Genomic DNA, 26,176 nt, shown 5'->3' with positions numbered 1-26,176 from the left:
AAATAATGAAGCCTGATATCCTTAAACAATGGTGCATCAAAAAAAAGTGGTGGCTCGCAGCGGCCGCTATTGTGCTCATTGCCTACTATTTTTGTTTACCCAAACAACTCTTTACCAGCCCTACCTCCTATGTGCTGGAAGACAGCAACGGCGATCTGCTGAACGCCAGCATTGCACCGGATGGCCAATGGCGGTTTCCGTACAATGCGCATGTGCCGGATAAATTTGAAAAGTGTATCGTCGCATATGAAGACAAACGTTTCTATTATCACTGGGGCATAGATCCTATCGCCATAGGCCGGGCTATTAATCAAAACGCCCGTGGCAGAAAAGTTGTAAGCGGTGGCAGCACCCTCACGATGCAGGTTATTCGCTTGTCGCGCAATCAGCCCCGCAATATCTGGCAAAAGATGATGGAAGCGGTGTTGGCCACGCGGCTGGAATTTGCGGCCTCTAAAAAGAAGATTATCGCGTTATATGCTGCTAATGCACCTTTCGGGGGCAATGTAGTTGGACTGGAAGCCGCCGCCTGGCGGTATTATGGCCGTAAGGCCGATTTATTGTCGTGGGGCGAAATGGCCGCGCTGGCGGTATTACCTAACAGTCCCGCGCTGGTACATCCCGGCCGCAACAGGGTAACGTTGCTGAATAAACGAAATCAACTGCTGAATAAATTATATCACCAGCGCACCATCGACAGCATCACCTGCCAGCTGGCAAAAATGGAACCCCTGCCGGATCAACCCTTGCCATTGCCACAGGAAGCGCCGCACCTGCTGGACCTGTTCCGCCGTGATTACCTGCAACAGCAAACGGACGAACCTACCCGCATCAAAACAACCCTGCAGGCCGACCTGCAACATAACGCCACCGCCATCGCCGAACGTTATCATAATGCTTATAAGGCGAACGGCATCAATAATGCAGCTGTATTGGTACTGGACGTAGAAACCGGCAACACCCTGGCGTATGTAGGCAACATTTATCATCCTTCAGACCCCGAGCTGGAAAGTCATGTGGATATTGTGCAGGCGAGAAGAAGTCCGGGCAGTACATTAAAGCCCGTGCTCTATGCCGCCATGCTCAACGACGGCCTCATATTGCCCAATACACTGATCCCCGATATTCCTACGCAGATAGCCGGCTATTCGCCGCAAAACTTTGATCTCGGTTACGATGGCGCGGTACCTGCTTCCCGCGCGCTGGCCAGATCCCTCAATATTCCCGCCGTACGTATGTTGCAGCAATACCGCTACGAACGGTTTCATTCCCTGCTGCAAAAAATGGGCATCACCACCCTCAACAAACCAGCCGACCACTATGGCTTATCACTGATCCTCGGCGGCGGCGAAACCACCCTCTGGGAAATGTGCGGTATGTATGCCAGCATGGCCCGCACCCTGCTACACATGGATCAATATAAAGGTAAGTACGATATGGATGATATTCATCCTCCCAATTACCGGCTTAATATCCAACGCCCGTCGAAATACGGATTGAGTAAAGACGGCCTGCTGGATGCGGGCTCCATCTGGTACGCCTTTCAGGCAATGACCGAAGTGATGCGGCCGGGCGAAGAATTGCTTTGGCAGCAGTTCTCCTCTTCGCAACGTATCGCCTGGAAAACAGGCACCAGCTTCGGCTTCCGGGACGGATGGGCGATTGGCGTAACGCCGCAATATGTAGTAGGGGTATGGGTAGGAAACGCCGACGGAGAAGGCCGCCCCGGCCTGATAGGGGTATCCACTGCCGCGCCTATTCTCTTTGATGTGTTCCGTTTATTGCATACCAGCGGCTGGTTTAACACGCCTTTTCAGCAACTGAAAAAGATTGAAGTATGCCGCAAAAGCGGATTCCGCGCAGGCGAACTATGCGATGAAAAAGATTCGATTTATGTACCGGCGGCCGGGATCAGGGCAGGGGTATGTCCGTACCACCAGTTGGTACATCTCGACAGAACCGGCCAGTGGCGTGTAACAGAAGCCTGTGAATCACCCTCGCTCATGCAGCATAAATCCTGGTTTGTATTGCCTCCCTCACAGGAGTATTACTACCGCAGCAAAAACTATTATCAGCAGCTGCCGCCGTATAAGCCGGATTGCCTCGCCTCACTGGGACAGGATAAGGCGCCTATGGAACTGATCTATCCCCGGCCAGGGGCGCGTATATTCGTGCCCGTTGAAATCGACGGAAAGCCTGGTCAAACCATCTTTACCGCCACTCACCGGAACAATGCCACTAAAATATTCTGGCACCTCGATAACAACTTCATAGGCGCTACCACAGAGTTTCACCAGATGGCGCTACACCCCGCAGCCGGGAAACATATTATTACACTGGTAGATGAAAACGGCGAAAGGATAGAACAATCATTTGAAATTTTAGATAAAGAAAGAGAGTAGTATAAGCACACTATCTTCCGGGAACCAGTAATACGGCATCTGCCACAATCACGCCACCCGCCTCATTATTGGAAATAGTGATGTCGGCTTTTTTGCCTGCCGGCAGATTAAATTTCCCTAAATGTACCCATTCACCACTGGTCTGACCGTTTACAATCACCTTCTCTTTAACAATAGTTATCTCCCTGGATTGACTGCCATCAAATACCATTACTTTGGTAGCGGGAGATACATTATTTATCCGCGGCAACACATAGGTGTAGATGTCATAGTTTCCACCTTTCTTCACTTCCGGTATAAATTTTACGGATTTAGGCTCGTCATTTTCAGAAGAATAAAGAGCAGAAGGACCGTAAGTGCCTCCTTTTTTAAGCGACCACTTACCGGTGATTTCCACATGGGCAGCATCATCATTATCCACCAGGATCTCTGGCGTGCTGCCATCCATCAATGGATTTGCAGCCAGCAATGTCTGTATCTTTTTTACATCTACCTGCTGCACCGTGGTGTGCCCGTCAACCGCAAACGCAGCAGCCACCGCGGCCGACTGCCCCAGTACCATGAATACCGGTTCCATTCTTATAGAGCCATAACCAATATGACTGGCAGACAAACAAACAGGCACCAGCAGGTTTTTACATTCGTTCTCTTTCGGCGTCAGTGACCGGTAAGCAATAGGGTACGGACCAGCGCCGCCTTTTTCCACATCTCCCTCATTCTTTACCATCCCGTTAATAACAAGACGCTGGGTATTGTGAGAATCCATGCCATATGCGGCCATCCCTATACCATCCGTTACCACTTCCTTCCGCTCACAATTAGCCTGCGTCATTACATATACGCCGCGCATTCTGCGGGCTTCCCTGATGTACATTTGCGGGCTCCAGTGATTGTTATCAGCGTATTCATCTTTAGGGTATCCCCAGTTCAGCATAAACCGGCGCACACTGTCCGGTATACGGGGATCATGCCCGATAAAATACAGCAGCCCCTTGTTGTACAGTTCATGTTCCTTTTGGATTTTTTCCCTGGTAGCGTAATCTCCATCCGGATATTCCCAATTCCTGCCTATCATGTCGGTAGAAAAGCCGCCACCATTGTTGATGTCTGTTTTATGATTAGGCATCAGGTCAAATTTCAGGATATCCCGGATATCATTCGGTGTAGTGAGCTTTGCTATATAGCGCGGCAATATTTCATACCGGCTGGAATCATAGTCCTCCGGGCGGGTAATAGGTATACGGTTAGCAGGATCGTCGGTTAAACAGATCCGGAAATTATAAGCCTGCACATGGTTATCGCCGCTTCCTATTGGCGCCAGCCTGGCATTGCTGATGCCCCACAGCAAGCCACTGGATGGATTGCCGGATATCTTATACGGGTCTACGCCGTCGGGTACCTGGTTACCATGCTGCGGTGTAGCGGGAGGCTGCACCTGCACGCCATTGTACGATTCGTTGTAAACAGCGGAAGATTCCCTTCCTACCGTATAAGATACACCGGCCCTTGCCATCAGGTCACCTTCATAGGAACAATCAATAAACACGGTTGCACGGATATGTTTTTGTTGCTTCGATGGAGCCGCTGTGCTCTCCACTGAGATCTCCTTAATAAAACCATTTTCCTTTACCGCCGCCACCATCCTCGACTGGTAAAGCACCGGCACGTTGGCTTCCCTGATATACTGCATAAATACATCCTCTGCCACATGCGGCTCAAATATCCAGGACTCAAACTGCCCGTAATGATTACCCACCCTGCGGTAAAAATCAATACCCAAACCGGTAACCGCATACTTGTTGCCGATATCAGTGTATCCCAGTCCGCCGGATGACATGCCGCCAAGGTGCTTCCCCGGCTCAATCAGCAATACCGACTTTCCCATTTTCTTCGCCGTATAAGCCGCTATTACACCCCCGGAGGTGCCGCCATACACGCATATATCATACGTTTCCTGCGACTTTGCAGCTATCGAAAAAATAAGACCCGCCAGTAAAAGAAAGTTTTTCTTCCTCATTATATATGTTTTGAAGAGATAATAATTTATTCCGTGTAGTTAAGATCTTTGGAGAAAGTTTCTTCCATCTTCCATACTGCCAGCAGCGCAAGTATAATGGTAATAATGCCCACCATACCCGCAGCAACGGTAACACCTGAATGATTTTTCAGCAAAAGGAATGCAGGCGTAAAAATATTCACGCTGCCACGTACAAAATTGGGAACCGTAGTGGCCACCGTTGCCCGCATATTGGTACCAAATTGTTCTGCGGCAATCGTTACAAACAACGCCCAGTAACCAATGGCATACCCCAGAAAACCGCACAGTGAATAAAAGACAACAATACTCTGCGACCGCTGACTTAAGTAAACAACTATCGCCGCACAGGTGAGCATCACAAAAATAAGCACCGTTTTTCTCCTGCTTTTTAAATACTGGCTTAACAAGCCACTGCTCATATCTCCCAGCGAAAGCCCGATATAACAGAACATCACCGCTTTTCCCGCTTCCACAGCTGTAGCAAGACCAATAGCCTTTCCGAACTCCGGCGAAAAAGTAATCAGGATCCCGATCACGAACCAGATAGGTAACCCGATCATAATACATCTCAGGTATTTAAAAAATATTTTACCGGAAGAAAATAAGGAGAAGAAATTACCGCGTGATCTTTGTGCTTTTTTTACTTCTTTAAAAATACCCGATTCAAATACATTAAACCGTAGTACAAGCAACGCCAACCCTAGTCCACCGCCAATAAAATAAGCGATCTTCCAGTCGAAAAGGTCTGCTATAAAATAGGCCAGGACTGCTCCCAGCACGCCTACTGACGCTACAATGGCGGTACCATAGCCACGTATTTCCTTTGGCAGTATTTCCGCCACCAAAGTAATGCCGGCGCCCAGTTCCCCCGCAAGCCCTATCCCCGCTATAAAACGCAACAGGGCATATTGATCTACCGTAGTCACAAAACCATTCAGGATATTGGCCACCGAGTATAAGAGAATAGAGCCAAACAATACAGACAGTCGTCCTTTCTTATCTCCCAATACTCCCCAAAAAATGCCGCCGAGCAACATCCCCGCCATCTGCATATTGATCAGGTAAATACCCTTTTCCATCAATTCATTTTCTGCCACGTGCAGGGCTCTTAAGCTCGGCATGCGCACAATGCTGAACAGCAGCAGATCGTAGATGTCAACAAAATAACCCAACGCCGCTACAATCACCGGGATGGAAAGCAGCTGGCCTGCCCTTGTGCTCTTTTGCATAATGTTTAGTTGATTATTGGTGAATACCGGCCACTTTACGGGTTTCTGCAGGATTGTGCTGCATCCTGATCCGCCATAAAAGTTCTTCAATGGAAACAACCTTTGTTCCTTTATCAAGGAGATCCTTTGTCCATTTAACCGGTGTTACGCCGCGTTGGGCGGTAGTAATGCTTTTATCTTTAGTAACAATGGAATGATGTGTGGCACTGTCGCTGAAATGCGACCATGCATGTACAATGGTCCAGTTCAGTTGTTTGCTTCCTGAAGAAGATGATGCGTTGTCGTTGTTTATCCAGCCTGCCAGCTGCACCGGATCACCGGAGCCTTGCTTGCTCAGGTTGGCCCATAGCTGGTATTTACAGGTAACTACCGGTATCTCTGTTCCTTTTTTATTTTTCACCCAGAAAACTTTTCCATAACCGCCATTATAAGGCGAATACTGCACGGCTATCATACCGGTGAGGTCTTCTATCTCTTCCGCATAGATCCTGTAGGTTTCCAACGCCTGCTCACCTGAAACATCTTTACAGATAAATCCGAAAACTTTTGCGCCGGTTCTTTTCATCTGTGTGTTGATCATACCGGCATATTCCCGGAGCAGCTTAGCTGGTTCCGGTCTTGACCTGGCAAAGAGATCCGGGTAATAATAGCCGGCGCCATACTCCACTATGGAGTTGTGTTTGGGCTGGGACTTCGCCAGGCAGGTATATACATCGCTGCCCGCCTGGGCAAGGTTAAGCACGCAAGTGGTAAACGACATCGGGATATCTTCATTATAGGGGTTACTCCAATAGTCTTTATTGTGTATAAAATTGCCGAATGTCCACTGCATGTTGTCACCGTCGCTCATTACAAAGGCATGATAGTTTAGCTGCTCCTCCCAGTTAATTTTCCGGGGATCAAGAGACCGGATCTGCGGCAATTTATTTACCGGCGGTATCGATAACAATGCCAGGTTCATGCACCAATCTGAAGCAGTATTGATCAAACCCCATCTGGTGCAAGGTTCTACATGTTTAAATTCTTCTCCCTTATTCCATCCTATTACCGGAGAAAGTGGCTTTACCCACCTGATAATGGATTGGAAAATAGTATCCACGCCATAATAAACCATAGTTTTCTGCGCAATCGCGTAATCCCTGTTATTGGAATAAGCCGGGTTGGCAATCACCAGCGCATGAGGATTCAGCTCCGGCAGTAAGGCATGAAGAGTGGCTTCCTTAATATCAGCTTTGGTGGCATCATATAATTTTTTCAGCCCCTTACTGCTGGCCATGGCTTCCTGTGTAATATCTATCAGCACTCCTTTTTTAAGAGCGGCGTAAATGGTAGCAAGGTTAACGGAGTTATCATTCCTGTTGAAATCATACAGGATGTAACCTTTGATAATTCCCCTGGCCTTGTATCTTTCTACCAGTTGCCAGGGAGTAAACGTACCCGGCACTTTAGCCTTTAATCTTGCTACCAGTGAATGAAAATAAATGTTGTAGTCGGGATTGGATGTTTCAATCCACACACCTTCATCGCCGGTGCCTTCATTCAGCGCCTGTGCAGCCAGCCCGGCAACAGATTGCGCCAGGTTCATTTCACGGATATCCGAAGGGTGTTTTATGGCAGCAATTACAATTGACCGTGGCACTTTTTGCCCTGGCCACCAGCCAGCATGGGCCGGCAGCCAGAACAGCAATAAAAAGATAAATACTCGCATTTTTAGTCTATTGACGCTGGTGCAGGCAAGTCGCTGAGTTGCTTTATTTTTGACTCCAGCTTAGCTCCCTGTGCTATTAATTTATTACCCAATACTTTCGTATCCACATCCTGCACGGCTTTATTTTCCTTAACAGCCAATGCCGCCGCTGCGCCTGCTGCCTGCCCCATGATCATATACTGCGGCTCCATCCGGATGGTGGCATATACCACATGACTTACCGATATACACACGGTTACCAGTAAATTGCTGGCTTCTTTTTTCTTTGGCAACAGCACGCGGTAAGGTATCTGGTAAGGAATATGCTTCATCCGTTCAGGTTCGGTACGTTGTAACCCGCCCTCATATTTGAGACGGCCTTTACTGTCGGCGTACCCTTGCACACGATGCACATCCAGGCCATAGGAGCCCAGGCCAACTGGATCGGGTTTCTGCATTTCTGAAATCACATCTTTCTGTGTCATCACCCAATCACCAGTCATGCGACGGGCCTCACGCACATATAACTCATAAGGCCAGTTATTATTATCTGCAAATTCATCTTTCGATAATCCCCATTGATTAAACACATTCCTGAATTCGGCAGGCAAACGTGGATCATTTGCCAGGAAATAAACATACCCGGCTACATAATCAATATGGTCCTGCCATATTGCTGCCCTGCGCTTATACGAACCATCAGGATAATCCCAGTTGCCACCAACATAATCCGCCATGTTAAGATCTACTTTACCGTTGGGTATTTTTCCCATGCCAGGGAACAGCTTTGCAGCGGCTTCCGCGGCGCCGAGTTTTTCAATGGCATCCATAGTAGAATAATAAAGTTCAATGTACCTGGCAGGATCATATTTGGCCGGTTTAGGATAAGGTACCTGGTTCGCTTTATTGTTGGTAAGGGAAAGTCTGAAGTTATAAGACTGGGTTTTCTTATCGCCAGCGCCTATTGGCCCCGGAGGTGTTGGCTGGATGCCAGGCAATAATTTCCCGTTTTCAAAAGCGCTCCTGGTCCCGGAGCCTTCCCTGATACCGGCAGAATACTCATCGTACAAACTCTGTGCTTCCCGGCCCACGATATACGATACGCCTGAAAACGCCATCAGGTCGCCTTCATAGGTGGCATCAATAAATACTTTGGCAGAAAAAGAAGCGCCGTTCTCCATGGTAATCGCGGTTATTTTTCCCTCTTTCTTTTTAACGCCGTTCTTTTCTTTCAGGCGGTGATTAAAAAATACGGTCACGTTGGCTTCTTTCACCATATCGTTTAATATTTTTTCGGCTACATGCGGTTCAGGAAACCAGGCAACCGTATCAGTGAGACCGTAATACTTACCGCAGCGCTGGTATACTTCCTTCGCATATCCGCCGATCACGTCTTTACGCCCGAGATCAGTCGCAGAAAGGCCGCTGGTGACCATGCCGCCGAGATGCTTCTTTGGTTCCAGTATGGCTACTTTAAGCCCTTCACGCGCCGCTGTAACCGCCGCCATTACGCCCGACGCGGTGCCGCCGTATACTACCACATCATATTCAGCCGGCGCCATACTATTCGCGCTAACAGAAAATGGTAAGATCATTCCAATGATCCATTTGATTAATACGCTTCTTACTTTCATTTTAGTAATTCGGGTTTTGTTTAAAGTTTTCTTTGTTGGTAGACAAGTCTATTTCAGATTGTGGAATAGGAAACAGGTAATGCTTTGCCGGATCAAAACTGGTGGCTGTATTTACAATTTTTGTATTGCCGGCATCCCGGTTCTTTTTCAGGAATGCCTCAAACCTGCCTGTACGCGCGAGATCGAACCAGCGTTGAAATTCAAAGCAAAGCTCCCGGGCTCGTTCCATCAGTATTTCATCGGTAGTAATATCTGCAGCGGTATAATCATTAAAGCCCGGCGTTTGTGCGGCGGTAACAGGAACACCGCTGGCATCCAGTCCGCGGGCGCGTTGCCTCACTTTATTGATCGCAGCCAGCCCTTCTGCTGAAATGATTCCGTTCATTTTATAATCCGCTTCCGCAAACATCAGCAACACATCTGCAAAGCGCAGCACAATCACATTGTTAGGGCAATTGGAATACAGGTATTGCGAAGTGGTTTGCCAGGAAGCCCCCCAACGGTATTTGGTAACGCCGCAGCGTCCCAGGATAGTTTGGTTGTAAGCATCCGGCGAGTAGGGCGAAGTCCAGATATACGTCAATTTAGACGGTGCATTATTCGCCACATTGATCATGGAATCGGAAAGGTTCCATACCCTTCTTTTATCATAATCCACGTCTTTCGGCGTTTTCTTGTAGTAGGTGTAAAACTTCGGCACATACACGAGGTTATTCACGCCGGCCATAGAATTGGTATAGTAGAGCGGGTTACCATTCACCAGGCCGCCTGTGTAAGCCATACCATATTCCTTGGTCCACTGTGTGCCATAAGGAACGACCGGGCTAAACTGCAATTCAAACAACGATTCCCTGTTCACATTTTTATTCTCAATTTTGAACACATCTCCGTACACCGGCAGCAGATCCGCACCACTGTTATCTTTCACGTCCTTCAGCGCTTCCCAGGCTTTTGTATACAACGCTTTTACATCCATTGCTATATCCTTGTAGCCATCTACTTTGCCCGTTTGTTTGGTGAGTGCGGTTTCCTTTGCAGAGGCCATGGTGAGATATACTTTGCCCAGCAACGTTTTGGCGGCCCATTGATTGGCATGTCCGTCGTTTGTTTTTTGGGTTGTCAGCACACCATCCTGCGACGCAAAGGTGAGATCGCTGAGAATGAAGTCGTACACTTCTTTGAGGGGGCGTCTCGGAAGACCGTAATCAAATTTTCCACTGATTGGCTTCTCTATGATGGGAATATCCCCAAAAGCCTGTACCAGCCGGAAGTACACAAAGGCGCGGATAAAACGGGCTTCTCCTGTAATCACTTTCCTGTCGGCATCAGAGATGGTGGCAACTTTAGCGGCAGCATCAATAACAATGTTAGCCCTTGCCGCAATTTCATAGTGCCTGATCCAGTATTCATAGATCGATCCTTCGCTTACAGAAAAAGTATAACGGTCGAAATTAAAACGTACGCCGGAAGTCCCTTTGAACATGGCTTCATCTGTACCTATTTCTGTCATGAACAACGGGGTATTGGTGTATACGCCGAACAGGTCTTTTGCAGAAGAATACATTCCTACAATTCCTGCTTCCAGTGTGGACTTATCAACAAAAAAATTGTCGGTGGTATATTGAGTTTGCGGTTTTTCTTCCAGAAATTTTTTACAGGAAGAAAAAAGTACGATCGTACATGCAAGTATAATAGCTGATTTCATAACATTTAGAATTGAGCTTTTAAACCGAATGAGTATACCCTGGAGCGTGGATAAGAGGCGTAGTCCAATGATGGCATCAGGTCTCCGAAACCTCCCTGGCGGGTGTTTACCTCCGGATCATACCCGGAGTATTTTGTGCTGATCCAGAGATTTTTACCGCTTACAAAAAGCGTGATATTCCCTACATTCCGCGCAGTAAAATGATAGGACAAGGTTACATCGCTCAGGCGGATAAAACTGCCATCTTCTATCCAGTCGGATAACATCAGCAATTCTTCCGGACTACCGGGCATGCGGTAGCTGTTATTCGGATTCCCTTTTTCAACCAGTTCCCCTGATGTCATATCGTATAAAGACGGACGCCAGGCGTTAACGGATCCTTTCGACATATTATTTGTGCTCCTTCCGGCTTCCATTGCCACCCTGTTGGCATTGTACAGTTTATTGCCATAACTGTACTGCACCACCACATTCAGATTAAATGCTTTATACCGGAGTGAATTAGTGAGGCCGCCGGTAAAGGATGGTTGTCCCTGCCCCAGCACCACACGGTCGGCTGCATTGATGATACCGTCGCCGTTCTGGTCAATAAACTTCCTGGTTCCAGGCCGTATTTTACTGATGGCCTGTCCGTTGATAACGGTAAGCCCCGATGCATCTATTTCCGCCTGCGACTGGAAAATGCCATTGGTTTGGTATCCGAACCATTGCCCTATCGGCTGACCGTTCCTGATAATAGCGGTGGTACCAATTCCTGCTACCACGGCAGGATCGAGACCCAGATCCGGTCCTATTTCCACCGCCTTTGAGCGGTTAACGCCAATGTTAGCATCCAGGTTCCAGCCAAATTGCGCCCGGGTAATCAGCGGGGAGCTGATATTAAATTCGAACCCGCTGTTCTGGATGGAACCGAGGTTATTCCATGAACTCCTGTAGCCGCTGTAACCAGGCGTGATTTGTTGTATCAGCAGGTCTTTAGTCCGCTTCAGGTACCAGTCGGCCGTAATATTTACTTTATCATTCCATAATCCGAGGTCCATGCCGGCATCCACCTGTGTGGTGGTTTCCCATTTGAGGGAAGCGTTTTCAGGTCTTTCCACCACCACCCCAAAATCGGGAGTGTTGCCATCCATCGGGGAAAAGTAAGTAGTAATCGTAGATAGTGTCAGGTAAGACGGGATCGCCGTATTGCCGCTTTGCCCCAGGCTTGCGCGGAACTTCAGGTTACTGATTGCGTGTACATATTTCAGGAACTTTTCATCGCTGGCTCTCCAGGCTACTGCGGCAGAAGGAAAGTAGCCCCACTTGTTATCTTTACTGAAGCGGGAAGACCCGTCGGCCCTCATGGTAAGTGTAGCCATATATTTTTGGCGGTAACTGTACTCCGCCCTTCCCAGGAAAGAGGCCATCGTCCATTTGGTAATGTTATAGGTGGGTATTACCGGCACGGTACCGTTTCCCAGGCCGTATGGTCCCAGCAACTCTATATCGTAATGCTGGTTTTCGGCGGTAACAAGGCTCGCTTTGTTCTGTTCAAAGATGGCGCCGCCCATGATGTTAATACTGTGATCCCTGCCTATATTGCCTTTATAGTACAGCAGGTTTTCATTCATCAGTTTATCAGTGGCGCCTCTCGCCAGCACTGCGCGCCCGCCGTACTTGGCGCCGGAAGATGTATTCTTGGGATAATAGGCATCTGTATTGGTATTTACAGCAGAATAATTGGCGGTTGTGCGAAAGGTGAAATGCCTGTTAATGTTCCAGTCCAGCGCCAGGCGCGTTACCCATTCGGCATTGGATCTTTTATTGGTAACATTCTTTGCCAGCGAATAGGGATTGGTGCTGATGTAACCTTCCACCCCTTCATTATCTTCAATATCGGAAAAGGTGAGCGGCTTTATCGGCTGCTGGCTGAACATACTGGTGATAACACTATTGGAGGTGATGCCGCCGTTCTGTGAACCGGAGATAAAACCGTTGATAGTAGTCCGGCTGCCGGAAATATTGCTGGTCAGGGTTACCGCAGGTGATAGTTTCTGTTGAAAATTAAACCGCCCGTTAAAGCGCTCATAGCCGCTGTAAACGATCAGTCCTCCCTGGTTGAGGTAACCGCCCATAAAAGAAAACTTCGTGTCTTTTGAGCCTCCGGAAGCGATAATACGGTATTCCTGTATGGCGCTGTTCTGAAACATGGCCTTTTGCCAGTCGGTATTTGTTGAATCGGGGTTATTATAGTTGTACCAGTCGTGATATGTTTCATCGGTGGCTACTCCCCAGAAACCGGCGGGACTGCCCAGTGGGGCATCCCGGTAATAGGTGTAGCCGGTGAGTTCTGTGGCCGGCTTATTGGGATCTGTGGCATCTGCGGGCGTATAGGTATAGGCCGAAGCCAGGAAGCGGGCATGCGCGTACTCCGAAGCGTCCATTACGCCTACCAGGTGGCCGGGTGTCTGAAAACCGGTATTGGCGTACAGTTCCACCACTGTTTTTCCTGCCTTGCCGGTTTTGGTGGTGATCATGATAACGCCGTTGGCGCCCCGGGCCCCGTAAATAGCAGTGCCGGAAGCATCTTTCAAAATCTCAATGGATTCAATATCTCCCGGGTTAATATCATTGGCATTTTCCTGCATCACCCCATCTATTACATACAAGGGCGTGCTTCCGCCACTGATGGAGCTGGCCCCGCGGATGCGGATGGTGCTTTCAGAACCAGGCGTGCCATCGTTCTGGGTGATCTGCACACCCGCTGCTTTGCCTTTCATGGCATCTGCCAGGGAAAACAATGTTCTCTCCGACATGGCTTCCTTTGAGATAGAGGATACAGATGCGGTCACATCTTTCTTCTTCACCGTACCATAACCTATTACCAGCACGTCGTTCAGGGTAGATCCTTCGCCCATCAGGCTTACATTGATCTGCGAGCGGTTTTTCACGGCTACTTCCCGGCTTTGAAACCCGATATAAGATACCACCAGTATCCCCGCGCCGTGCGTAACATCGGGGATGTCAAATTCCCCTTTTTCATTGGTAACGCCACCCTTGTCGGTGCCTTTCAGTTTCACGGAGGCGCCGGGCAGCAGTACGCCTTTCTGGTCTGTGATCTTCCCCGAAATACGCATAACAGTATCCGTTAATGCAGGCGCATTGCGCGTGGAATCCGGGGGCAGACCTTCCTTTTTTTTAATGTAAATGACCTTGTCGCGGTACTGCCAGGTAAAACCGTTTCCCAATACGGCTTTCAGTACTTCCTGGAGAGCCGCCTCCTTCAGGTTCAGCGACACCTTTTGCTGGTCGTTGATCTGCTGATTGCTGTAAAATAAGTCGTAGCCAGTTTTAACGGTAATCTGATTAAAAATTTCTTTTAACGATACATTCCTGACATTCAATGAAATTTTGTCTGACGGTAATTGGCCACTGGCCGGGATAAAGTAAAAACATGACAATAGAAAAATAAAAGCACCTCGTACATAATGTGGCATACGTTCAGTTTTTCAAGTACGTGAAATTTGTTCTATAGACAACTTTTGTCTGTAACGGGTGACAAATTTTTTATACTGTTTTGAATATTTTTTTTGTTTAGGTTTGTAAGAGAAATTCCAACCTGTTCCTCGTTAGATTGCTGCTATAAGATGTCAGAACAAAACCAGAAAGCATTCGGTGAAATATTCTCTGTTCATTACAGAAGAATGGTAATGGAGGCATTTTACCTGCTGAGGGATGAGCAGCAGGCTAAAGATGTGGTACAGGAAATATTTATTGATCTGTGGCATAAACAAAACCTGGAAGATATTCTATCCATAAAAGCATACCTGACCCAAAGCGTCCGCAACAGGTGTCTTAATTTAAAAAAATCAGAGAAGTCGCGCGAGCAGAAAGAATTAGGATATCAATATGCGGTACAGTCAGATACCGCTGTAATAAAAGTACACGGAGACGAAGATCAGGCCGTGCAATATCAGCAGAGGGCCGATCATTTATTACAGGTAATGGGGGAATTGCCGCCAAAAACCGCGCGGATCTTCCAGTTGTATTACATAGAAAAGAAAAGCCGTAATGATGTAGCGGCAGAATTAGGGGTGAGCATTAATACTGTTAAAACAGTACTATCCCGTGCCCTGCAATTTTTACGAAAGAAAATGCTTTGAGCTCAAAATATATGGACCATACTGCAGAAGAAATAAAAAGCCTGATGATAGATAAACTGGACAATCATATTGATCCGGAAGATGAGCTGTTGCTACAGCGCCTGATTTCGGAACAGGAAGATGTACAGGTGATGTGGGAGGAAATGCAGCAGCTCTTCTCTGTTGGCAAAGGCAAGGTAATGATGGAGAAACTGGATACGCGCGAGGAATGGGCCAACCTGCACAATGAGTTGAAAAAAGCACGGAGAAAAAAAATCACCCGGTATATCGGCATGGCAGCCGGCATTGCTGCCGCTGCAACAGCCGTTTTGCTGTACCTGAAATTGCCCGGGGCTACTCACCAAAAATCCATCGCCGCTACGGCGCCGGCCAAAGCCATTCTGCTGAAAATTGACGACGGCAAGGAAATTGATCTTACTGGTAGCGGCAGCCAGGCTATTGTAGCCGGAGATGCCCGCTTTCATAACAACGGGAAGGTATTAACCCTGCAGGGAGGCGCCAGCAATCAATGGAGTACGATCAGCGTTCCAACCGGAATGGATTACCAGGTAAAGTTATCCGACAGCTCCATACTTTGGCTGAATGCAGCTACCACCGCGCATTTCCCGGTAAATTTCACCGGCAACACCCGTGAAATAGAGATCAGGGGAGAAGCTTACCTGCAGGTGGCCAAAGACGCTTCGCGGCCTTTTATCGTGCATTTGCCCGGCGGCGCAGCCATTGAAGTACTGGGCACCGCTTTCAATATCAACTCCTATGACCCCGCAGCAGTAAAAGTTGCACTGGTGGAAGGAAGTGTAAACATGCGCACGTCCACGCAAACCGTAGGATTGAAGCCCGGTTACCAGGCACGGGTTACTGCCGGTGCGCCTGTACAAGTAGCTGCTTTTGATGAGCGGCAGGTGCTGTCGTGGATGAAAGGACAATATATATTTTACAATACGCCCGTACAGGAAATTGCACTGACCCTTCAGCGCTGGTACGATGTACAGGTAGTGATAGATAACCCCGCAGTAGGGAAGAAGTGCTTTACAGGGGTTATTAACAAACAAAAGAAACTCCAGGACTTCCTCGACAACCTCATTTCAACTGCTGAAGTGAGTTACTATTTCCAGGAAGGTGTTTTGCATTTCAAATAGGGGAAGTGTATAGGGAGTGTATGAGGAGTGTATCATGAGTGTATCACGAGTGTATGGGGAGTGTATCGGAAGTGTATAGGGACTGTATGGGGAGTACGACACATACGCTACTCCTAAGTATCTGAGAAGTATCCGAGAAGTATTGAAGAAGTATCCGGGAAGTATCCGGGAAGTAACGCCTGCATAAAGACAAAGCGGCCTGTTCAGCAAACTGAACAGGCCGCTTTGTCTTTAATACTTTATCTTTAATAATTATATTTTTCCTTCCACAAACTCTTCAGGTAATTCCTCAATTCATTTTCACGCGGGTTATTTCCCGGATCATAAAATTTCGTTCCCTTGATAGCATCCGGCAGAAATTCCTGTATCACAAAATTGTTTTCATAACTATGTGCGTATGCATACCCTTTGCCATAGTCCATCTCTTTCATCAATTTCGTAGGGGCGTTCCTGATATGCAAAGGCACGGGCAGGTCGCCGGTTTTAGCGACTACCGACTGCGCCGCGCTGATAGCAGCAACCGCTGCATTGCTTTTGGCAGAAGCAGCGAGATAGGTAACGCATTGCGACAGGATAATCCTTGATTCAGGAAAGCCGATCAGGTTTACGGCCTGGAAGCAGCTGGTGGCCAGCAACTGTGCATTGGGATTGGCGTTGCCGATATCTTCCGACGCCAGGATCACCAGCCTGCGGGCAATGAATTTCACATCTTCTCCGCCGTCGATCATCCGGGCGAGATAGTACAATGCCGCATTGGGATCGCTGCCCCGGATGGACTTGATAAACGCGGAAATAATGTCGTAGTGCTGTTCTCCTTTTTTATCGTAGATAGCTACCCGTTGCTGGGCGATGTCCATTACTTTTTTATCGGTAATCACAAGCGGATCTTCCCGTAAAGTAGTCACCACCAGCTCAAAAAGATTGAGCAGTTTACGTGCGTCTCCGCCGGAAATATTAAACAGGGCGCCGGTTTCCTTTATCTCGATATTTTTACTGCGCAGCCACTCATCCCGTTCCATGGCCTGTTGCAGCAACTGCATCAGCTGATCGTTGCCGAGAGGTTTCAATACATACACCTGGCTGCGGGATAATACCGCCGCATTTACCTCAAAAGAAGGGTTCTCGGTAGTGGCGCCGATAAGCGTAATGATCCCTTTCTCTACAGCGCCCAGCAGGGCATCCTGCTGTGATTTATTAAACCGGTGGATCTCATCAATGAATAACACCGCATGCTGTTGCCGCCTGGCCATTTCTATCACTTCCCTCACTTCCTTCACCCCGGCCGATATAGCACTGAGTGTGTAAAAAGGCACCTGTAATGTATGTGCGATGATATTGGCAATAGTTGTTTTTCCAACACCGGGAGGACCCCACAAAATCATGGAAGGAATCATTCCCTGCTCTATCGCTTTTCTTAAAATACTGTCCTTGCCGGTAAGATGCTCCTGCCCCACCAGTTCATCCAACGTTACCGGTCTTAACCGCTCCGCTAATGGTTGCATACTACACTTATTGGTTTATTGTTTATTGCCCGGGTTAACGAGCGGAATTTGATTGCCGGTACCAGGATGATTGATCTGGTTCATTTTAAACGACATGATCCCTTTTACAGACCGGGCGCGGGTAACTGCCAGTGCGGCTTTCTCTCCCGTAAAATTTTCGGCGACGGTGGCTTCAAACAGTTGCAGCCAGCGGTCAAAATAGGCAGGCTCCAATGGGATCAGTTTATTCAGCTTAAAATGAGGATCCATCACATTTCCCTTGTAATTACCGCCGTCCAGCAGAATCCCTTCCCAAAAATTATACATAATGGGCAGGTGATGCGGCCAGTCTACCTTTGCTACATCATTAAAAATAAAGCCGATCAGATCATCCGCTTTTACTTTATCGTAAAAACTGTTTACCAGTAATATGATATCATCCCTGTTGGCTATCTCCCGCTTTTCCATAACTCCGTTTTTTATTCTTCATGTTCTTCGCTCCTCCCGCCCTGCAATTGCAGCCACTGGCGGAGATACCGGAACGACAACCCTATATTCAATGCGATCAAACTTCCCACCACCAGCAGAAAAACGCCTATCGGCGCTATCAGGGTTTGTTTAACCGCCGCCTGCTGATCCGGCGGCAGATTGTCGATCTCCGCTTTCATCTGCTCCGGCGTAACCAGCAATATGGTTAACCCCGACAAAATGAGCAGAACAGCAAATATCAGCCCTATTGTACCCATAAATCTCATGCCACCCGGCGTACTCTCTTTCAGCGGAATTTCCGGTAATAACAGGCTCCGCTGAAGATATAATGATAAAACGCTATGAATAAAACAGGCCCCCATAGAAAGCAGGAATACAATTGACCCGAAGTTGGTACCCAGAAAAAGTATGCTGGACAAGAGCATGAATGTGAAAATACCGGATATCATCAATACTATAGCCGTGGTAACCCTGTACAATTTAAACCTGAAATCCATTTATATGTTAATTTACGTAACACAAACCTACCTAATTATTTAGAGATTCCGGGATTTGATCGGCAACAGCCATCATGGCGGCGATTGCCGTTCATAAAAAACCTTTCATGCAACCTGACCCGTTTTCCATAACTTAGGATACTAAACCTGTTTTAAATATGAACAAAACCAATGCGGTAAAACTACCGTTGCTGGCTGCCATGGTTACATTTGCAGCCTGCAATTCCAACAGTTCCTCGCAGCAGGCGGAAACGGCCGACACCACCAAGGTGCCCGCTTTTAACCTGGCTGATATCGATTCTTCCTACAAAGCCTGTGATGATTTTGACAACTACGTGAATGGTAACTGGAAAAAAAACAACCCCATCCCTTCTACAGAAAGCCGCTGGGGAGCGTTTAACGTTCTCGATAAAGAAAACAAGGAAGTTCGCCTCAAAGGAATCATTGCTGAAATTACCAGCAAAACAGACCTGAAAAAAGGCACAGAAGAACAACAGATCGCCGACTATTACTCATCTTTCCTGGATACCGCTACTATCGAACAACGCGGCATCACCCCGCTGCAACCCTACCTCGATAAGATTGCCGCCATTAAAACACTCGCCGACTGGGCCAGCGTAACCGGTGAACTCCAGAAAATCGGGGTATCTTCCTTTACCGGTTTTGGTGCAGACCCAGATGCCAAAAACAGTAAAATGAATGTGCTTTACCAGGCACAGGATGGCCTGAGCCTCGGTGAAAAAAGCTACTACGAAAGACAGGATTCCGCTACCAAAAATGTGCGCAGCGAATTTGTTAGTCACGTTGATAAAATGTTTAAACTGGCAGGTTTCCCTGAAGCAAGCGCCGGACAAACCATCCTGGATTTTGAAACCAAACTCGCCGCTATCCAGCTGAGCAATGTAGAACTGCGCGATCCGGTTAAAACGTACAACAGGGCCGCCTTCTCAGAACTGAAAACACTGGCGCCCGACTTCGACTGGGAAAACTTCGCCGCTAAACAGGATATCAAAACCGATACCCTCGTGCTCCAGAACAAGACCTATCTCACCAAAGCCAACGCTTTGCTGAAAGCTACGCCACTCGAAACACTGAAAACATATTCCAAATGGCAGCTGCTCGGCCAGTTTGCCGGTTATTTACCTGCTACTTTCGATAATGAAAATTTCCATTTCTACGGTACGGTAATGACAGGTAAAAAGTCGCAGAAAACCCGCGCAGAACGCGCTATCCGCTCCACCGACGGAAAAATGGGCATGCCGCTGGGTAAACTGTTTGCCAAAAAGTACTTCCCGGAAAGCAGCAAACAGAAAGTATCTGAAATGATCGAAAATGTGCGTAAAGTATATGGAGAAAGAATCGATAAACTCACCTGGATGGGCGATTCTACCAAACAAATGGCACACAAAAAACTCGCTTCCTTTACCTATAAAATCGGTTACCCCGACAAATGGAAAGATTACTCTTCCATCAATATAGAAAAAGGTAAACTGGTGGAAAATGTAATCGCCGCAAGCTTATATGTACACAAAGAAAATGTTGATAAAATAGGCAAACCGGTAGATAAAAGCGAATGGGGTATGACGCCTCAAACTGTAAACGCATATTACAACCCGTTAAACAACGAAGTAGTATTCCCTGCAGGTATCCTCCAGCCTCCTTTCTACAATCCTAATGCAGATGATGCCATCAACTATGGCGGTATCATCGCCGTTATCGGCCACGAATTTACCCACGGCTTTGACGACCAGGGTTCACAGTTCGATGCAGAAGGTAACCTGAAAAACTGGTGGACAGAAGCCGACCGCAAGAACTTCGATAAACTGACCAAGCGCTATATCGACTACTTCGGCAGCCTCGAAGCACTGCCTGGTTTCAAAATCAATGGCGCCTTAACCATCGGTGAAAACGTAGCCGACCTGGGTGGTTTAACGCTTGCTTATCATGCCCTCGTAAAATCGTTTGAAGGTAAAGGTGAACCCAAACCTATTGATGGATTTACCTGGCAGCAACGTTTCTTCCTGGGCTGGGCTCAGGTATGGCATGGCAATATCACAGATGCTGCCCTGCGCAACCAGATCCAGACAGATCCGCACTCACCGGCAAAATTCCGCATCAACGGACCACTGCCTCACCTGGCTGAATTCCAGGCTGCATGGGGCTGCGCTCCGGGCAATAAAATGGTGCTGCCGGAAGCAGAACGGGTAGTGATCTGGTAAAATAACTGCTGCAATTACTATATAGTATTACGGATTTGTTGGAAGAAGTGTAATCAGTTCACTATCTCCCGCAAATCCGTAATTCTTTTTTATCTATACCTTCGTTAAAAAATTCTATGAAATATATATTCATTACGTGTAGCGCCTTATTCCTGTTTGCCTGCGCACAAAAGCAGGCGCCCGCTGAAAATACTACTGCTCCTGCTGCCGGAACACCAGCAGCTATTGCAGTCAATAAACTTCCGGACCCCGTTTGTGAAATGCCCTACGATACCAGTTATAAAGAATGGGCAGTATATAAAACAGATACCCTGCATTTTTGCTCGGCTACCTGCAAAAATGTGTTTGAAAAAGCACCGGAGAAGTATATGGCTAAACTGGGCAAATAAAAAATAGCCGCCTGGGTAAAAACCCGGGCGGCCTAAGATTACAGTTTATGAAATTTAAATAAATACTATTTATCTGCAAATTTGGTCCAGCCTTTAAACCAGGTGTCACCTGCTGCTGCTGCACCCACATAGGTAGTGGTAGTAAAAGCGCCACCACCTAATTTCGCGTTGGTGAAATCCGCACCAGCCAACAGCGGAGAACCAGCTGCGGGGCTTGGATCAAAAGTAGTATACCCAGTATTGGTCAGTTTCACATCAGTAACAGCAGCCAGTGTTTTATTGGCAAATGCTGCAGTGCTGAACCAGGCCAGGGAATTAAATGTTGCGGTACCAGCAGCTACCACCAGTGGACTACCGGCAATGGTGTTATTCTTGTACTCCAGTGCATTGGAAGTAGCATTTGCTTCTGTCAGCGCACCATCCACAAACAAGCCAACAGGCCAGCCAACAAATACAGAGTTGAATATTGAAATTTTACTGTTCCTTCTGATATGCGCACCTCTTTTGTAAGGAGCAGCAGTAGCAGCCGGAGCGGCGTTAGCGTAAGGTCCTACAATAGTCATGTTGCTGAAAGTAGCAGCAGTTTGCGGCGTTTTGGTAGTACCGTCCGCATCGTTGTCAGATTCAAAACCGTTGGAAGCACCGCTCGGACCGAAATCAGCGATAGCAGCATCACGCAGTACCAGGCCAAACTGGATCTTTCCGGAGAAACCGTTATCAGTATCGAAATCGTCATCTGTACCGCGATAAGCGATCAGGTGCTTACAATTTACTGTACCACCAAACCATTCGAACGAATCATCGCCGGAATAGCTTACCTGTACATAATCAATGGTAGTTCCTGAACCAACGCTACCAAAAGTAACACCATTGATTTCATCGTTTACGGCAAAGGCAATACCTGGATATTCTACTCTGACATATTTCAGTATGCCGGAGTTATCATCAGCTTTGGTACCACCATGTAAACCGTAACCAGTAGCCGTTTCATTTACACCGCCTTCAATGGCCTGTAAGCCGGCAATACCATCTTTTGCACCATTGTTAGGCGCATTACCCAACAGGATAATACCACCCCAGTCGCCACTGTTAGGAGTAGCCTGGCTGGATGTAAATACAATCGGAGCGGCAGCAGTACCCTGTGCATCAATCTTACCATTCCTGGTAATGATCAGCGCACCTTTATTCGGAGACTTGGATCCTTTAATGGTAACACCTGGTTCTATTTTAATAGTTGCACCGTTCAATACAAAAGTAAAATCAGTCAGCAGGTAAGTTTTACCTGTTTTCAAAACAGTATTGGAAGTGATCTGCTTTGGCAGTGTTTCAGGAGATTCCTTAAATTCACTGTTATCGCTGGTTCTTTCAATAGTAGCCTTAGTCATGTCTACTGGCTGAGCCGGTGGCGGAGTTGTAGGATCATCGTCTTTGCCGCAGGATGAGATAATCACCGCCAAAAACATTACAGGAAACAGAATTTTTTTCATGTCAGATGGATTGAAATTAAATGCAATTTTTAAAATCTACTATTCCTATTATTACGCTTCTCTTTATCAGAATTTATAAGAGAAAGAAAGATTCACATTGGTACCGCCTTTGGTACTTATTCTCAGGAAGTCTGATGTTTTGTCGTACTTGCCGTTGTCGTCATTATCCTGGTAAAAATTGGCCGGCTGATTCAGGATATCACTTACGGTCAGCTTGATTTCTCCTTTACGGAAAACCTTCTGCGCTACCATGAAGTCCAGTAAAGATCTCGGCGCTTCATATACATCAGGCTCCGTGTCGTTACCTACAATGAAAATCCTTCTGCCAATTCGGTTAAATAATACATTCGCCACAGTACCGGTAGATTCTTTTTCAAACTGTAAACCTACATTGATCACATAAGGAGATTGCCCCTGCATAGGCCGTGCTTTCAGCACTTTATCTTTTTCGAAAGAAACTTTATTATAGATATAGGCCACATTAGAAAACACCGTGAAAGAATGCCAGAATCCTGCATTATCAGGATTCAGAAAATCGAGATTCTTTCTAAATTCTACTTCGGCGCCGGCGCTATTCGCCTTAGGAGCATTCAGGTAGGTTAAGCCAACAGAACCCGCACCACTATTGTAAAATCTTTCAATAGGAGATTCAAAGTGCTTGTAGAAACCAGCAATGGTTAATACTTCTCCGGAGCGGGGATACAGCTCATAGCGCAGATCTACATTGGTCACCTTACTTCTCTTCAGGTTAGAGTTACCGGATTCGGTAGCCATGAGATCAAAGTTGTAGAAGGCAAACGGCGCCTGCTCACGGAACTCAGGCCGGATAACGGTTTGAGATGCGCTGAAACGGATATTTGTTTTTGCGTTCAGCAGGTAGGTCAGGTTCACGGAAGGTAATATATCCGTTACCGTAGTTTTATTATTCTGTGGTCCGTTCTGGTTATATTTAATCGACTGGTCAAAGTTCTCCACTCTCACCCCCCATACCAGTCGCCATTTCTCATAAATATTGTTATCAAACTGCAGGTAACCTGCGTTGAGCAGCGCATTGGCGCCATAAGCATCCGGCGTATTGGTAATTTCATCCATCCGCAATAAGCGGTCGGTAAAGTTCTCCGGTGCAAATAATTTATCGGGAGTTAAGCGCACCAGGTCATGTGCATAAGGATCGCCGGCATCAAAAAGGGTGTAGCCAAGCGCACGTGGCGTGAAACCACGTTCCTTACTCTGAACCAGGTAACCCATCTTTACCTGTTGTTGCCGGCCACCGATTTTCACAAACCGGCTCAGGTCCAGGATACCACCGTAAATATTATCATTCAGTTTGGAATAGAAACGGCCGGAACCAGTAAGGGTAGCGGAACCACCGGAAGATATATTGGCATAAAAATCATTCTTACCGGCAATGCTGTTATAACCCAACCGGCGAAGATCCGGCACATCCTGTTTCATGTTGGTGTAGCTACCGTTCCATTTGATCTTCACCTTTGCTTTCTCCCAGAAATGCTCACCGGATAATTGCGAAGTATAGATGCGGTTGCTGTTGAATCCCAATTCATAAGCGCGTACATCTGTTTCGGATGGAATATCGTTACCAGTTCTTACTGTGGTAGCCACGGTAGAATTAACACTGTACAGGTTTTTGAAGCTGATCCTATTCTTGCCAAACTGGTAGGATAAATTAGCAAGTCCGCCCCACAATACATTCTGAGTAGATTTTTTATCGTAATAGTTGTAGATCCGGGATCCGTCATTATCAAAGTCGGTACGGTAAGTATCGAAATTACGGTTGTTACGGTTATAGCTTAGCGACAGTACCGCACCAAAACGGTTACCTTCTTTTCCTTTATTGATACCGCCGGCAATCTGGAAATTAGAGTTAAGCGGTGTTGTTTTTGTATTTACCGACCATATATCCGGGAATGATTTGGATACAGCAATTTTATCTGCTGTTGACAGTTGATCATAACCGGCTTTGGTAGATGGAAAGGAAGACGGGAGCTTTCTGGTATCATCGTCTACCCCAAGCCAGTCTTTGTTGCCGCCTTTATAAGTGTTAAAGTCCTTTCCGGCCGACATGGTATTAAAACCCGTACCGGCCAATACTGTCAGGAAATTTTCGGAAGGGATATCTTTTGTATTTACCTGTACAAGGCCCCCCGCAAATTCTGCCGGTAATTCAGGTACAGCTGCTTTATTGATGACGATGTTTTCAACAATATTGGATGGAAACAGGTCAAAGGAAAATGTTTTCCGGTCTGGTTCTGTACTGGACAACAGGGCGCCGTTAACCGTGGCCTGATTATAACGGTCGGCGAGTCCGCGTACAATGAGGTATTTACCTTCCTGCAAAGAGGCGCCGGATACTCGTTTCAATACTTCTCCGGTATTTCTGTCCGGCGATTTACGGATGGCTTCTGCAGATACTACCTGTGCTACTGTGTTGGTATTCTTTTGCAGCGTAAGCAGGGAATTGATGGTTTCCTGTTTGGCCGTTCCGGTGATTACCACTTCCTTCAGGCTTTTGGAGCTTCTTTCTTCCATTACAATGTCCAGGTACGTAGGTTTACCTGCACTTACGATTACTTCCGAAACTGATTTCGTCTGGTACCCCATGAATTTAAACTCCAGGGTATAAGTGCCGGGGTCAACTGAAATCTGGTACCTTCCTTCCACATCTGTTACTGCGCCTTTGCCGGTACCAGCTACTACTACAGTTAACCCGATAATGGCTTCACCTGTTTTCTTGTCGGTAACCTTACCGGTGATTTTGGCGGGATCAGCTGCAAAGGAAGCATTGGCGAAGGAGCAACACGCTAACAGTGTCCAGATAAGTATAGAAGAGATTCGTTTCACAATAATTTTTTAATCAGATTTTAATACGGTTTTAAGGCCGTTTTAATATTTGATGGCAAAAGTATTGGCACTACATTACCGCAGTGTTAACGGGGTATTACGAGAATGTTAATTGATAAAAGGTTTTTCGCGTAGTTAATTTTAAAGAGAAGATAAGCCGGGTCAGCTGAGAGGATATATAAGGGGGCGAACAAATAATTACCACATATTTTGCTGGGGCGACTGGCGGTTATTATTCGTCAGCATGTCAAGGGAAATATCCAGCTGGTAATTACGATCTGTGTTTCTGTCGGCTACCGGGCAAGCAATCTGGAATAAGTGCTGGCTTTTATTCATGAAGGGTTTGTTGTCCTTGTTGCACAACTCCAGTGAAAAATTGAACCTTTCTTCCACTTCTTCTTCAAACTCCCGCAAACTCAGTGTTTCATCGATAGGATATTCAATCAGAACATCTTCTTCAAAACCTGCGTCTTTTAATGTATCAAATGTATTGGCAAGCGAATTACGCACATACACGGCCACATTACAATAAAGCAAACGCTGGATCTGCATTTGCAATAGGGAGATCGTCATTAAAGGATGTAACTTCAATACTTTCATCTAGCTGTTTTTCTTGCTTATCTAAATGTGCCACTATCGTCACACTTAATTATTTCTCTGGCAAACTTAGTAGTCTACTTTTAATTTAATATTAAGCGCTTGTTATGATTTTGTGAAAATAGTATTTAAATATAAATATATTTAAAATATTTAAATATAATAATAAGAAAGAAAAA

The 26,176-nt window shown here is 46.8% G+C and carries 17 protein-coding genes; 5 read left to right on the top strand and 12 right to left on the bottom strand.

Features of this window, described 5'->3' with window-relative positions:
• The first annotated feature begins 5 nt into the window (after positions 1–5).
• Positions 6–2,402, top strand: coding sequence for a penicillin-binding protein 1C (pbpC, locus tag QFZ51_RS06035; protein ID WP_429044168.1), 2,397 nt, complete (start codon positions 6–8; stop codon positions 2,400–2,402).
• Positions 2,403–2,412: 10 nt separating this feature from the next.
• On the opposite strand, the gene QFZ51_RS06030 is transcribed toward pbpC, so the two are convergent.
• The 6 genes from QFZ51_RS06030 to QFZ51_RS06005 are packed head-to-tail and all read right to left on the bottom strand — an operon-like array spanning position 2,413 to position 14,174.
• Positions 2,413–4,419 carry an FAD-dependent oxidoreductase gene (locus tag QFZ51_RS06030; RefSeq protein ID WP_429044165.1) on the bottom strand — a complete coding sequence of 669 codons (2,007 nt, stop codon included), beginning with the start codon at positions 4,417–4,419 and terminating at the stop codon, positions 2,413–2,415.
• A gap of 26 nt (positions 4,420–4,445) precedes the next feature.
• Entirely contained in the window at positions 4,446–5,669 is a 1,224-nt protein-coding gene (locus QFZ51_RS06025) for an MFS transporter (RefSeq protein WP_429044162.1), read from the bottom strand.
• A gap of 13 nt (positions 5,670–5,682) precedes the next feature.
• Entirely contained in the window at positions 5,683–7,377 is a 1,695-nt protein-coding gene (locus QFZ51_RS06020; RefSeq protein WP_429044160.1) for a hypothetical protein, read from the bottom strand.
• A 2-nt stretch (positions 7,378–7,379) separates the two neighbouring features.
• The gene (locus QFZ51_RS06015) at positions 7,380–8,990 is read right to left on the bottom strand and encodes an FAD-dependent oxidoreductase (protein ID WP_429044157.1); all 1,611 of its coding nucleotides are present in this window, start codon (positions 8,988–8,990) and stop codon (positions 7,380–7,382) included.
• 1 nt (position 8,991) lies between these two features.
• On the bottom strand, positions 8,992–10,695 hold the full coding sequence (locus QFZ51_RS06010) for a RagB/SusD family nutrient uptake outer membrane protein (protein WP_429044154.1): 1,704 nt from the start codon (positions 10,693–10,695) through the stop codon (positions 8,992–8,994).
• A gap of 5 nt (positions 10,696–10,700) precedes the next feature.
• Positions 10,701–14,174: a TonB-dependent receptor gene (locus tag QFZ51_RS06005; RefSeq protein WP_429044152.1), complete on the bottom strand. Its 3,474-nt coding sequence runs from the start codon at positions 14,172–14,174 to the stop codon at positions 10,701–10,703.
• A 150-nt stretch (positions 14,175–14,324) separates the two neighbouring features.
• Here QFZ51_RS06005 and QFZ51_RS06000 point away from each other — a divergent pair, with 150 nt between their 5' ends.
• Positions 14,325–14,840 carry an RNA polymerase sigma factor gene (locus QFZ51_RS06000; RefSeq protein WP_429044150.1) on the top strand — a complete coding sequence of 172 codons (516 nt, stop codon included), beginning with the start codon at positions 14,325–14,327 and terminating at the stop codon, positions 14,838–14,840.
• An 11-nt stretch (positions 14,841–14,851) separates the two neighbouring features.
• Positions 14,852–15,979: a FecR family protein gene (locus QFZ51_RS05995; RefSeq protein WP_429044149.1), complete on the top strand. Its 1,128-nt coding sequence runs from the start codon at positions 14,852–14,854 to the stop codon at positions 15,977–15,979.
• Positions 15,980–16,224: 245 nt separating this feature from the next.
• Here QFZ51_RS05995 and QFZ51_RS05990 read toward each other — a convergent pair whose 3' ends face one another.
• From QFZ51_RS05990 to QFZ51_RS05980, 3 genes are read right to left on the bottom strand one after another with little or no spacing between them, the layout of a single operon-like run.
• Positions 16,225–17,481: a replication-associated recombination protein A gene (locus QFZ51_RS05990; RefSeq protein ID WP_429044147.1), complete on the bottom strand. Its 1,257-nt coding sequence runs from the start codon at positions 17,479–17,481 to the stop codon at positions 16,225–16,227.
• A gap of 15 nt (positions 17,482–17,496) precedes the next feature.
• Positions 17,497–17,928 carry a group III truncated hemoglobin gene (locus tag QFZ51_RS05985; RefSeq protein ID WP_429044146.1) on the bottom strand — a complete coding sequence of 144 codons (432 nt, stop codon included), beginning with the start codon at positions 17,926–17,928 and terminating at the stop codon, positions 17,497–17,499.
• Positions 17,929–17,939: 11 nt separating this feature from the next.
• Positions 17,940–18,446, bottom strand: a complete 507-nt coding sequence (locus QFZ51_RS05980; protein WP_429044143.1) for a hypothetical protein — start codon at positions 18,444–18,446, stop codon at positions 17,940–17,942.
• A 158-nt stretch (positions 18,447–18,604) separates the two neighbouring features.
• Here QFZ51_RS05980 and QFZ51_RS05975 point away from each other — a divergent pair, with 158 nt between their 5' ends.
• The gene (locus QFZ51_RS05975; protein ID WP_429044140.1) at positions 18,605–20,665 is read left to right on the top strand and encodes a M13 family metallopeptidase; all 2,061 of its coding nucleotides are present in this window, start codon (positions 18,605–18,607) and stop codon (positions 20,663–20,665) included.
• A 116-nt stretch (positions 20,666–20,781) separates the two neighbouring features.
• On the top strand, positions 20,782–21,054 hold the full coding sequence (locus tag QFZ51_RS05970; protein WP_370911132.1) for a YHS domain-containing protein: 273 nt from the start codon (positions 20,782–20,784) through the stop codon (positions 21,052–21,054).
• Positions 21,055–21,119: 65 nt separating this feature from the next.
• Here the strand turns inward: QFZ51_RS05970 and QFZ51_RS05965 are convergent, their stop codons facing one another.
• The 3 genes from QFZ51_RS05965 to QFZ51_RS05955 form a co-directional block, all read right to left on the bottom strand.
• Positions 21,120–22,541 (bottom strand): hypothetical protein, encoded by a 1,422-nt coding sequence (locus QFZ51_RS05965; protein WP_429044137.1) that lies wholly within the window; start codon positions 22,539–22,541, stop codon positions 21,120–21,122.
• A 66-nt stretch (positions 22,542–22,607) separates the two neighbouring features.
• A complete protein-coding gene (locus QFZ51_RS05960) occupies positions 22,608–25,400 on the bottom strand; it encodes a TonB-dependent receptor domain-containing protein (RefSeq protein ID WP_429044135.1) in 2,793 nt (930 codons plus the stop codon).
• Between the two features lie 198 nt (positions 25,401–25,598).
• Positions 25,599–26,000, bottom strand: coding sequence for a hypothetical protein (locus QFZ51_RS05955; RefSeq protein WP_370911135.1), 402 nt, complete (start codon positions 25,998–26,000; stop codon positions 25,599–25,601).
• Between the last annotated feature and the right edge of the window lie 176 nt (positions 26,001–26,176).

The sequence above is a fragment of the Chitinophaga sp. W3I9 genome, assembly GCF_050434025.1.
Classification (GTDB): domain Bacteria; phylum Bacteroidota; class Bacteroidia; order Chitinophagales; family Chitinophagaceae; genus Chitinophaga.
Note: the sequence above shows the minus strand (reverse complement) of the source record. Positions and strands in the feature narration are given on the sequence as shown.

Bases quoted from the DNA above. Each gene is read 5' to 3' on its own strand.
- QFZ51_RS06015 (WP_429044157.1), bottom strand. From the start codon at position 8,990: ATGAAAGTAAGAAGCGTATTAATCAAATGGATCATTGGAATGATCTTA.
- QFZ51_RS05980 (WP_429044143.1), bottom strand. From the start codon at position 18,446: ATGGATTTCAGGTTTAAATTGTACAGGGTTACCACGGCTATAGTATTG.
- pbpC (WP_429044168.1), top strand. From the start codon at position 6: ATGAAGCCTGATATCCTTAAACAATGGTGCATCAAAAAAAAGTGGTGG.
- QFZ51_RS06025 (WP_429044162.1), bottom strand. From the start codon at position 5,669: ATGCAAAAGAGCACAAGGGCAGGCCAGCTGCTTTCCATCCCGGTGATT.
- QFZ51_RS06000 (WP_429044150.1), top strand. From the start codon at position 14,325: ATGTCAGAACAAAACCAGAAAGCATTCGGTGAAATATTCTCTGTTCAT.
- QFZ51_RS06030 (WP_429044165.1), bottom strand. From the start codon at position 4,419: ATGAGGAAGAAAAACTTTCTTTTACTGGCGGGTCTTATTTTTTCGATA.
- QFZ51_RS05970 (WP_370911132.1), top strand. From the start codon at position 20,782: ATGAAATATATATTCATTACGTGTAGCGCCTTATTCCTGTTTGCCTGC.
- QFZ51_RS05990 (WP_429044147.1), bottom strand. From the start codon at position 17,481: ATGCAACCATTAGCGGAGCGGTTAAGACCGGTAACGTTGGATGAACTG.
- QFZ51_RS05985 (WP_429044146.1), bottom strand. From the start codon at position 17,928: ATGGAAAAGCGGGAGATAGCCAACAGGGATGATATCATATTACTGGTA.
- QFZ51_RS06010 (WP_429044154.1), bottom strand. From the start codon at position 10,695: ATGAAATCAGCTATTATACTTGCATGTACGATCGTACTTTTTTCTTCC.
- QFZ51_RS05965 (WP_429044137.1), bottom strand. From the start codon at position 22,541: ATGAAAAAAATTCTGTTTCCTGTAATGTTTTTGGCGGTGATTATCTCA.
- QFZ51_RS06020 (WP_429044160.1), bottom strand. From the start codon at position 7,377: ATGCGAGTATTTATCTTTTTATTGCTGTTCTGGCTGCCGGCCCATGCT.
- QFZ51_RS05955 (WP_370911135.1), bottom strand. From the start codon at position 26,000: ATGAAAGTATTGAAGTTACATCCTTTAATGACGATCTCCCTATTGCAA.
- QFZ51_RS05995 (WP_429044149.1), top strand. From the start codon at position 14,852: ATGGACCATACTGCAGAAGAAATAAAAAGCCTGATGATAGATAAACTG.
- QFZ51_RS05975 (WP_429044140.1), top strand. From the start codon at position 18,605: ATGAACAAAACCAATGCGGTAAAACTACCGTTGCTGGCTGCCATGGTT.
- QFZ51_RS06005 (WP_429044152.1), bottom strand. From the start codon at position 14,174: ATGCCACATTATGTACGAGGTGCTTTTATTTTTCTATTGTCATGTTTT.